The following is an 11,765-nucleotide window of genomic DNA, read 5'->3' as shown; positions in this document are numbered from 1 at the left end:
AGAACCTCGCCGGTCAGGGCCGACACCAGCGGCACCGATCCGTTCTGCGGGCTGATCCCGTCCAAAGCGGCCAGGATCTCCTCCCGCAGGGCCTCCACCTGCGGCCCATGGGAGGCGTAATCGACCGGCAGCAGACGCGTCCGCACCCCAGCGCGGTCACACTCCGCGGCGATCTCTTCCAGTGCGGCGACATCTCCGGAGACGACGGTGGCCTCGGGTCCGTTGATCGCCGCCACCGACACCCGGCCGTCCCAATCTCCGATCCGCTCGGTGATGACGTGGACCGGCTCGCCGATCGAGAGCATCCCGCCCCGGCCCGACAACGCGGTCAGCGCCCGGCTGCGCAACGCCACGACCTTGGCGGCGTCCTCCAGGGACAGGATTCCGGCCACGACCGCCGCCGCGATCTCGCCCTGCGAATGCCCGGCCACCGCGTCCGGGTTCACTCCGGCGGCCTGCCAGACCGCCGCCAGCGACACCATGATCGCCCAAAGCGCCGGCTGCACCACGTCGACCCGGTCCAGGCTCGGCGCTCCCTCGGCGCCGGTCAGGACGTCGTCCAGCGACCAGTCCACGTAGTGGGAGAGCGCCCGTCCGCATTCGGCCAGCCGGGCCGCGAACACCGGCGACGACTCCGCCAGCTCCCGGCCCATCCCCACCCACTGCGACCCCTGACCGGGGAACACGAACACGACCGGACTCACCGCACCGGCCACACCACTCACCACACCGGCCGACGACTCCCCCGCCGCCAACGCCGACAGCCCCGTCAGGAACCCCTCCCGGCCCGCGCCGAGCACCACCGCCCGATGCTCAAAGGTCGAGCGGGTGGTCGCCAGCGACCAGCTCACATCCAGCGGGTTCACATCGGCAGCGGCGTCCAGATGCGCGGCCAGCCGGGCGGCCTGGGCCCGCAGCGCCTCCCGGCTCCGCCCCGAGACCAGCCAGGCCGGAGCCTCGGTCAGCACCGGCGGAGTGGTGTCCGCGGGTACGTCCGCCAGAGTGTCCGGCTCGGCGGCGGGGGCCTCTTCGAGGATGAGGTGGGCGTTGGTGCCGCTCATTCCGAACGACGACACTCCGGCCCGCCGGGGGCGGTCGGCGGCCGGCCACGGCACCGCCTCGTTCAGCAGCCGAATCCGCCCAGCGGACCAGTCGATGTGCGGGGACGGCTCATCGGCGTGCAACGTGGGCGGCAGCAGACCGTTCTGGAGCGCCAGGACCATCTTGATGACCCCGGCCACGCCGGCGGCCGACTGGGTGTGGCCGATGTTCGACTTCACCGACCCCAGCCACACCGGACGGTCCTCGGGCCGGTCCTGCCCGTAGGTCGCCAGCAGGGCCTGCGCCTCGATCGGGTCACCGAGCGTCGTCCCGGTGCCGTGCGCCTCCACCGCATCGACGTCCGCCGCCGACAACCGGGCGCTCGCCAGCGCCGCCCGGATCACCCGCTGCTGCGACGGACCGTTCGGCGCCGTCAGACCGTTCGACGCGCCATCCTGATTCACCGCACTGCCGCGCAGCACGGCCAGCACCCGGTGCCCGTTGCGCTGGGCATCGGAAAGGCGCTCCAGGAGGAGCATTCCGGCGCCCTCGGCCCAGCCGGTCCCGTCCGCGCCGGCGCCGAACGCCTTGCACCGGCCGTCCGAGGCCAGGCCCTGCTGCCGGGAGAACTCGGAGAAGCCGGTCGGAACCGCCATCACGGTCACCCCGCCGGCCAGGGCCAGGGAGCACTCGCCCGAGCGCAGCGACTGAGCGGCCATGTGCAGGGCCACCAGCGACGACGAACACGCCGTGTCCACCGTCACCGCGGGCCCTTCCAGGCCCAGCGTGTAGGAGACCCGGCCGGAGATGACGCTGGCGGCCATCCCGGTGAGCTGGTAGCCCTCCAGGCCGCTGTCCACGGCGCCGACGCCGTAGCCGGAGAATCCCGCTCCGGCGAACACTCCGGTGTCACTGCCCCGCAGCGAGCGCGGTTCGATGCCGGCCCGTTCCAGCGCCTCCCACGAGATCTCCAGCAGAATGCGCTGTTGCGGGTCCATCGCCAGCGCCTCGCGGGGGTTGATCCCGAAGAAGCCGGGGTCGAAGTCGCCCGCGTCGTGGATGAACCCGCCGGCGCGGGCGTGCGAGGTGCCCGCCCGTTCGGGATCGGGGTCGAACAGACTGTCAAGATCCCAGCCGCGGTCCACCGGGAAGGCGGAGATCGCGTCGGTGCTGGTGGCCAGCAGGTCCCAGAACTGTTCGGGGGTGCGCACACCGCCGGGGAAGCGGCAGGCCATGGCGACGATCGCGATCGGGTCGCCGTCCACCGCGACAGGACCGCGCGCCCGGTCCGGGGCGTCGGCGTCGCCGAGCAGTTCCGCCCGCAGGTGCTCGGCCAGGGCCCGAGGGGTCGGGTAGTCGAACACCAGCGTCGCGGGCAAGCGCAGGCCGCTGCGGCCGGTCAGCCGGTTGCGCAGTTCCACAGCGGTCAGGGAATCGAATCCGACATCGCTGAACGCCCGGTCGGCGTCGATCGCCGCAGCGGAGGAGTGGCCGAGCACCGACGCCGCCTCGGCGCGGACCAGGTCGGTGAGCCTCTGCTCCTGGCCCGCCCGGCTCAGCCCGGCCAACTGCCGGGCCAGATCGGTGCCGGTCCCGTCCTGGCCGGGTGCGCCGGTGGCCGGGAGGGCGCGGACCTCGGGCAGGTCGCGCACGAGCGGAACCTGACCCAGGTCGCCCATCCGGGACGCCGCCCGCGTCCAGTCCACGTCCATCACGGTCAGCACGCCGTCCGGACCGGCGTCGTCCAGCGCCTGCCCCAGGACCTGGAGGGCCAGGTCCGGGTCCATCGCCCGCAGCAGGCCCCGGTCGAGCCGCTGCCGGGCCGCTTCGCCGGACTGCGCCATCCCGCCGCCGGCCCAGGGCCCCCAGGCCAGCGCGGTGCCGGCGAGGCCCCGGCCGCGCCGGTTCCGCGCCAGCGCGTCCAGGTACGCGTTCGCCGCCGCGTAATTGCCCTGCCCACCGCCGCCGAACGTCCCGGCCGAGGACGAGAACAACACGAACGCGTCCAGATCCAGACCCGCGGTCAGCTCATCCAGCACCGCAGCCCCGCCCGCCTTCGGCCCCAGCACCGTGGCCAGCCGCGAGACGTCCAACCGATCCACGACCCCGTCATCCAGCACCCCGGCCGTGTGAACCACCGCCCGCAACGGCGGCCCACCCGCCGCCACCGCCTCCAGCAGCCCCGCGACCTCCGCCCGGTCGGCGACATCGGCCGCGACCACCACGACCCCGGCCCCGGCCTCGGCCAGCTCCGCCGCCAGCCCCGCCACACCCACCGCACCCGCGCCCGAACGACTCGACAGCACGACCCGCTCGGCCCCACGCGCGGCCAGCCAGCGTGCCACCCGCGCACCGATCGCACCGGTACCACCGGTCACCAGCGCCGTCCCCCGCGCCACCCACCCCGGCCCGACGCCGGGAGCGGAATCGGCCCGGACCAGACGACGGCCCAGGACTCCCACATCCCGGATCGCCACCTGATCCTCGTCACAGCCCGCCAGCACCGCCGCGAACCGGGCACCGGTCCGCTCATCCCAGACCGGAGGCAGGTCGATCAGCCCACCCCACCGGTCCGGGTGCTCCAGAGCGACCACCTGCCCCAGACCCCAGACCTGCGCCTGGACCGGAGCCGCCACCACCTCACCCGGCGCGGCGGCCACCGCTCCCCGGGTCAGCACCCACAACGGCGCGGTCAGCCCGGCGTCACCCAGCGCCTGAACCAAGCCCAGCGTGGCCGCGACCCCGGCCGGCACCACGTCGAAGCCGGGCAGCGCCCCCTCACGCAGCGCCAGCAGCGACACGACCCCGACAGGCACGCCATCGACCGAGGCCAGAACCTCGCCGATCCGGGCCGCTATCGACTCACGGTCCACATCGTGGCGACTCAGCTCGACGAGCACCGCCTGCGCGCCCCGGGCCGTCAGCGCCCGGACACACTCCTGCGCCGGTTCCTCACCGGCACCGACCACCAGCCAGGTCCCCACCGGCCGGGCCGGCGACGGGTCGTGCACCGGCGCCCACGACGTCCGGTACCGCCAGCCGGCCGTGACCGACTCCTCCCGCTCGCGCCGCCGCCATGACGTCAGGCCGGGCAGCACCGCGCCGAGCGGTTCGTCGTCGTCCACGTCCAGGACGCCGGCCAGAGCGGCCAGGTCGCCGTTCTCGACCGCGGCCCAGAACCGGGCCTCGGCCGCCGAGCCGCCGCCACCGGTGGCGACCGTGCCGGGGCGCATCCGCTGCGGGCCGCCCGGCCAGAAGTTCTGATGCTGGAAGGCGTACGTCGGCAGCTCGACCAGCCGCCCGGCCGGCAGGACGGCGGCCCAGTCCACGCCGACGCCGTGAACGTACGCGCGGGCCAGCGCGCCGAGCAGGGACTCCGGAGCCGGAGCCTGCCCGCGCAGCAGCGGGATGAACCCGGCACCGGCCCGGCCGGCCTGCTCGGCGTCGTCCGCGGCGGCGGCGAGGACGGCGAGCCCCATCCCCGACAGCGTCGCGTCCGGGCCGATCTCGATGAAGACCGATATCCCCCGGCCGGCCATGGTGGTGACGGCGTCGGCGAACCGGACCGGCTCACGCGCCTGCCGCACCCAGTAGCCCGCGTCCGGGACCGTGACGACGTCACCGCTCAGCGTCCCCACCCAGGTCAGGGCGGGCGCCATGTGCTCCAGGCCGGCCGCCGCCCGGCCGAGCTCGTCCAGCACCGGGTCCATGCGGGCCGAATGGAAGGCGTGGCTCACCCGCAGCCGGCGCACCCGCCGGCCCCGCTCCCGCCAGATCTCGACGACCGCGTCTACGGCGGTGTCGTCACCGGAGATCACCACCGAGGACGGGCCGTTCACGGCGGCCACCGAGACGCCCGGCCGGTCCTCCAGCGTCACGAGCATCTCGGCCTCGGTCGCCGCCACCGCCGCCATCGCGCCGCCCTCGGGCAGGGCCTGCATCAGCCGCGCCCGCGTTCCGACCAGCCGGCAGGCGTCCTCCAGGGTGAGGACGCCCGACGCGTACGCCGCCGCGATCTCCCCCACCGAATGACCGGCCACCGCCTCCGGGACCACGCCGGCCGCCCGCAGCACCGCGACCAGCGCCACTTCCACCGCGAACAGACCGGCCTGCGCGTACCCGGTCTGATCCGCCCGTTCGTCGTCCTCCTCGCCGAGGACGACCTCACGGACCGGCAGCCCGACCTCCGGCTCCAGCAGCGCGCACACCTGGTCGAAGGCCGCCGCGAACACCTCCGAGGCGGCGTACAGCTCGCGGCCCATTCCGGCCCGCTGAGCGCCCTGACCGGCGAACACGAACCCGACCCGCGGCGGCCCCGCCGGGGCCACCCCGCTGATCACGGTGTTCGCGGTCTCGCCCGCCGCCACCGCGGTCAGCCCCGACAGCAGTTCGTCCCGATCGGCGCCGACGATCACGGCCCGGTGCTCGAACGCCGACCGGCCGGTCGCCAGCGACCAGCCGACATCCGCCGGGTCCAGGGCCGGGCGGGCGCTCACGAAGTCGGCCAGCCGTTCGGCCTGGGCGGCCAGGGCGCCGGCGGTGCGGGCGGACACCGGCCACGCGGGCGTCGTCGTGAGCACGGCCGGCCGGGGCTCGTCCGCGGCCGGCGTCTCAACGGGTTCGGGCGCTTCCTCGATGATGACGTGGGCGTTGGTGCCGCTGATCCCGAACCCGGAGATCCCGGCCCGGCGTGGCCGCCCGTTCGCCGGCCACGGCACGGGCTCGGTCAGCAGCCGCAGCCCGGAGCCCGCCCAGTCCACGTGGGGGGAGGGCTCGTGCGAGTGCAGGGTCCGGGGAAGCCGCTGGTGCCGCAGGGCCAGCACCATCTTCATCACCCCGGCCACCCCGGCGGCGGCCTGGGCGTGGCCGATGTTGGACTTCACCGATCCGAGCCACAGCGGCCGTTCGGGGTCCCGGTCGCGCCCGTAGGTGGCCGCCAGGGCCTGGGCCTCGATCGGGTCGCCGAGCACCGTGCCGGTCCCGTGCGCCTCCACCGCGTCCACGTCGGCCGGCCGGAGCCCGGCGTTCGCCAGCGCGGCCCGGATCACCCGTTGCTGGGAGGGGCCGTTGGGGGCCGTCAGCCCGTTGGAGGCGCCGTCCTGGTTCACCGCGGTGCCCCGGATCACGGCCAGGACGGGATGGCCGTTGGCGCGGGCGTCCGAGAGCCGTTCGAGCACGATGATGCCCGCTCCCTCGGCCATGCCCATGCCGTCGGCGTCGGCGGAGAACGACTTGCAGCGCCCGTCCTGGGCCAGGCCGCGCTGCTTGGAGAACCCGACGAGCTCGGCCGGGGTCGCCATGATCGTGACCCCGCCCGCGAGCGCCAGGCGGCACTCGCCCGAGCGCAGCGCCTGGGTGGCCAGATGCACGGCGACCAGGGACGACGAGCACGCCGTGTCCACGGTCAGGGACGGTCCTTCAAGCCCGAGGGTGTAGGAGACGCGGCCGGAGATGATGCTGCCGGCGTTCCCGGTCACCATGTGGCCTTCGAGCCCGGCCGAGCCCTCCGGGGCCAGTTGCAGCCCGAGCGCGTACCCGGAGGCGTAACCGCCGGCGAAGACCCCGGTGGCGGAGCCGCGCAGCGACCGCGGGTCGATCCCGGCCCGTTCCAGGGCTTCCCAGGACGTCTCCAGCAGCAGCCGCTGCTGCGGGTCCATCGCCAGGGCCTCGCGCGGGCTGATGCCGAAGAAGCCGGGGTCGAACCGCCCGGCGTCGTGCAGGAAGCCACCGGCCTGTACGTAGGCCGTGCCGGGGTGATCGGGGTCGGGGTCGAAGAGGTGGTCGAGGTCCCAGCCGCGGTTGAGCGGGACTCCGGTGATCCCGTCGCGGCCGGACGCCAGCATCTCCCAGAGGCTGTCGGGGCCGGTGACGCCGCCGGGGTACCGTCCGGCCATCCCGACGATGGCGATGGGCTCGTCGTCCACCGGCGCCGCGGTCGCGGCGGCCGGGAGGGCCGGCAGGTCGCCCAGCAGTTCGGTGCGCAGGTGGGCGGCCAGCACCAGCGGGGTCGGGTGATCGAACAGCAGGGTGGGCGAAAGTCTCAGCCCGGTGGCCGCGCTGAGCTGGTTGCGCAGTTCCACGGCGGTGAGCGAGTCGAACCCCAGGTCGCTGAAGGCTCGGGCGGCATCGACCGCGTCCGGGGAGGCGTAGTTCAGGACGGCGGCGGCCTCGGCCCGGATCAGGTCGATCAGCAGCCGGTCCTGCTCGGCGCGCGGCAGCCGCGACAGCCGCCGCGCCGGCTCGCCGTCGGCCCGGACGCCGTCGCCCACCGGCCCGGCGCCGGCCGTCCGGGGCAGCCGGCCGATCTGGGGCAGGTCGCGGACGAACGGAACGGTGTGCAGGTCGGCCATGCCGGGGGCGCCGGCCATCTGCGACCAGTCCACGTCCATGACGACCAGGGCGGTGTCGTCACCGTCGATGGCCTCGGCCAGGGCCTGGACGGCCAGGGCGGGGTCCATCAGGACCTCCCACCGGTTCCGGCTCAGCCGCGCGATGGTGGCCTCGCTCGCCTGGGCGACGCCGCCCCCGGCCCACGGGCCCCACGCCACCGACAGCGCGGTCAGGCCGCGGCCGCGGCGGTTCTCGGCCAGCGCGTCGAGGTAGGCGTTGGCGGCCGCGTAGTTGCCCTGCCCGCCGCCGCCGAAGGTCGCGGCGGCCGAGGAGAACAGCACGAACGCGTCCAGGTCCAGGTCCGCCGTCAGCTCGTCCAGCAGGGCGGCGCTGGTGGCCTTCGCGGCCAGGACCGAGGCCAGCCGGGCCGGGTCGAGCCGGTCCAGGATGCCGTTGTCGACGACGCCGGCGGTGTGCATCACGCTCGACAGCCGCGGGCCGGTGGCCGTGATCCAGTGCAGCAGTCCGGTGACGTCGTCGCGGCGGCTGACGTCGCCCGTCACCACGCTCACGGTGGTGCCGTTCGCGGCCACCTCGGCGGCCAGCGCGGCCGCTCCGGCCGCGCCGGCGCCGGAGCGGCTGGTGAGCACGACCCGGCCGGCGCCACGGGCGGCCAGCCAGCGGGCCACGTGGCCGCCGATCGCTCCGGTGCCGCCGGTGATCAGCACACTGCCCCGCGGACGCCAGCGCTCGCCGGCGTCCCGGGGCAGCGCGGCCGGCACGAGCCGGCGTCCGAGTATCCCGCCGGGGCGCACGGCGGTCTGGTCTTCGCCCAGGGTCCCGGTCAGTACGGCGCACAGCCGGTCCGCCGCCCGCTCGTCGAGCGGTTCGGGCAGATCGACGAGGCCGCCCCAGCGGTCCCGGTGCTCGAAGCCCGCGACCCGGCCCAGGGCCCAGACCTGCGCCTGCACGGGCGCGGTCAGGACGTCCGCGGGGGCCGGCGCGACGGCGCCCCGGGTCAGCACCCACAGCGGGGCGTCGATGCCGGCGTCGCCCAGCCCCTGGACGAGCGCCAGCGTCGCGGCGACACCGGCGGCCACGTCGGGGAACCGCGCGTGCGGGGTCTCGTCCAGGGCCAGCAGCGAGACCACTCCGGCGACGGGGGTGCTCGGCAGGGCCGCGGCGACGGCGTGCCGGTCGGGCTCGCCGACGGTGACCGGGACGACGTGGGCTCCGTGACCGGCGAGGATCTGCCGGAACCGCTCGGTGAGGTCCTGGCCGGGACCGGTGACGAGGAGCCAGGTGCCGGACAGCCGGCCCGGGGCCGGGTCGGCGATCGGCGCCCAGGAGACCCGGTAGCGCCAGGATTCGATGGCGGAGCGTTCACGCTCGCGTTTGCGCCATGCGGTCAGCGCGGGCAGGACCTCGTCGAGCGGGTGCCGTTCGACGGCCAGAAGCCCGGACAGTTCCCGCAGGTCGGAGTTCTCGACCGCGGCCCAGAACCGGGCCTCGGTCGCGCTGCGGGCCTCGCCCGGCACGGGGGCCAGGTCGGGGGCGGCCGGGGACAGCCAGTACTGCCGGCGGGCGAAAGCGTAGGTGGGCAGTTCGACGACGCGCCCGGCCGGGAGCACCGCCGTCCACTCGACCGGCACGCCGCGCACGTGCACCCGGGCCAGGGCGGCCAGGAACCGGCGCGCTCCGGCGTCCTCCCGGTCCAGCGTCCCGGTGACCAGCGGAACATCCGGGATGCCGGCCTCTTCGAGGGTCTCCTCGATCGCGGCGGTGAGCACCGGATGCGGGGACACCTCGACGAACGTGCGGTACCCGTCCTTGGCCAGGGCCTCCACGGCGTCCTGGAAGCGGACGCGCTCCCGGACGTTCGAATACCAGTACGCCGCGTCCAGCTCCGGGCCGTCCAGACGCCGGCCGGTCACCGTCGAGTACAACGGGATGCGGCCGGTCCGCGGCGCGATCGCGGCCAGGTCCCGGGCCAGCCCGCCGGCCAGTTCCTCCACCCGGGGCGAGTGGGCCACGAAGTCCATCTGCGGGATCCGCCAGCGCAGCACCCGCCGGGCCGACAGCAGCCGCTCGAACTCGGCCAGCGCGTCCAGATCCCCGGAGACCACGGTCGTCGCGGGGCCGTTCACCGCGGCCACCGACAGCCGGTCGGCCCACTCCTCCTTCGACGCCAGCAGCTCCTCCACCGAGGCGACCGGCATCACCACCGAGATCATTCCGGCCGACGCGGCCAGCCGCGACAGCTCCCGGCCGCGGACCGCCACCACCCGGGCGGCGTCCTCCAGCGACAGGATCCCGGCCACGCACGCGGCGGCGATCTCGCCCTGGCTGTGTCCGGCGACGGCGTCCGGACGGACCCCGGCCGCCTCCCACATCGCGGCCAGCGACACCATCACCGCCCACAGCACCGGCTGCACGACGTCGGCCCGGTCCAGGCCCGGCGCGCCGTCGCGGCCGAGCAGGACGTCCTCCAGCACCCAGTCCACGTGCGGTTCCAGCGCCCGCGCGCACTCCCGCAGCCGGGCCGCGAACACCGGGGACGCCGTCAGCATCTCCCGGCCCATCCCGGCCCACTGCGTGCCCTGGCCGGGGAAGACGAAAACCTTCTTCCCCACCCGGGACACCACGCCGGAGACCACGCCCGGGTTCCGCTCGCCGGCGGTGAGGGCGTTCAGACCGGCGGCCAGCTCACCCTGATCCGTGCCCAGCACCGCGGCCCGGTACTCGAACGCGGAGCGGGTCGTCGCCAGCGACCAGGCGACGTCCGCCGGATCGTGGTCCGGGCGATCGGCGGCGAAGGCGGCCAGCCGCCGCGCCTGAGCGGCCAGGCCGGCCTCCGAGCGGCTCGACACCAGCCACACCGGCGGGCCGCCCGGCAGGAGAGCCGGCGCCGGCTCGGCCGGCTCGGCCGGTACGCCCGTCTCGGCGTTCTCGCCGGAGACCGCGGCATCGGCGTCAGGCTGGGCCCCGGGAGCCTCGGCCGCCGGGGCCTCTGACAGGATGACGTGCACGTTGGTGCCGCTCATGCCGAACCCGGAGACGCCGGCCCGGCGGGGGCGCTCGCCCGGCTCCCAGGGCGTCGCCTCGGTCAGCAGCCGGACGTGGCCGGCGGACCAGTCGATGTGCGGCGAGGGCCGATCGGCGTGCAGGGTGCGCGGCAGCAGGCCGTGCTGCAGCGCCAGCACCATCTTGATCACCCCGGCCATGCCCGCCGCCTGCTGGGGGTGGCCGATGTTGCTCTTGATCGAGCCCAGCAGCAGCGGCCGGTCCTCGGGCCGCTCCTGCCCGTAGGTCGCCAGCAGCGCCTGGGCCTCGATCGGGTCGCCCAGGGCGGTTCCGGTGCCGTGGGCTTCGACGGCGTCGATGTCGGCCGGGGACAGCCGGGCGTCGGCGAGCGCGGCCCGGATCACCCGCTGCTGGGAGGGTCCGTTGGGGGCCGTCAAGCCGTTGGAGGCGCCGTCCTGGTTCATCGCGCTGCCGCGCACGACCGCGAGAATCCGGTGCCCGTTCCGCTGGGCGTCGGAGAGGCGTTCCACCACGATGACCCCGGCGCCCTCGGCCACGCCCATGCCGTCGGCGCCGTCGCCGAACGCCTTGCACCGGCCGTCGGGGGCCAGGCCGAGCTGGGCGCTGAAGTCGGTGAACATCACCGGAGTGGACGCCACGAAGACGCCCCCGACCAGAGCCATCGAGCACTCCCGCGCCCGCAGCGCCCGGGAGGCCAGGTGCAGGGCCACGAGGGCGGACGAGCAGGCCGTGTCCACCGTGACCGCCGGTCCTTCCAGCCCGAGGGTGTAGGCGATCCGGCCGGACAGCACGCTGCTCGCGGTCCCGGTGACCAGGTGGCCCTCCAGCTCGGTCTGCGCGCCCAGCCCCCAGCCGTATCCCGACGCCGACGCGCCGGCGAAGACGCCGGTCGCTGAGCCCCGCAGCGACAGCGGATCGATCGCGGCCCGCTCCAGCGCCTCCCACGCGACCTCCAGCAGCATCCGCTGCTGCGGGTCCATCGCCACCGCCTCGCGCGGGCTGATCCCGAAGAAGCCCGGATCGAACTCACCGGCGCCGTCCACGAACCCGCCCGCGCGCACGTGCGAGGTGCCCGCCGAGCCGGGCCCGGTTCCGAGCAGTTCCTCCAGGTCCCAGCCGCGGTCCTGAGGGAATCCGCCGATCGCGTCGACGCCGCCGGTCAGCAGCTCCCACAAGTCCTGCGGGCTCCGGACGCCCCCGGGAAAGCGGCAGCCCATGCCGACGATCGCGATCGGCTCGTGGGCGGCCGCCTCCATCTCACCGAGCCGCTGCCGGGTCTCGTGAAGATTGGCCGTCACCCGCCGGAGGAAATAGCGGAGCTTGTCGTCGTCGCTCACCTGCGGAACCTC

At 75.2% G+C, this 11,765-nt stretch carries 1 protein-coding gene; it reads right to left on the bottom strand.

From position 1 onward, the window contains the following. On the bottom strand, positions 1–11,753 hold an 11,753-nt coding region (locus tag HNP84_RS21355; RefSeq protein WP_185051517.1), incomplete at its 3' end, for a type I polyketide synthase. Between the last annotated feature and the right edge of the window lie 12 nt (positions 11,754–11,765).

It is taken from the genome of Thermocatellispora tengchongensis (assembly GCF_014202315.1).
Taxonomy (GTDB): domain Bacteria; phylum Actinomycetota; class Actinomycetes; order Streptosporangiales; family Streptosporangiaceae; genus Thermocatellispora; species Thermocatellispora tengchongensis.
Note: the sequence above shows the minus strand (reverse complement) of the source record. Positions and strands in the feature narration are given on the sequence as shown.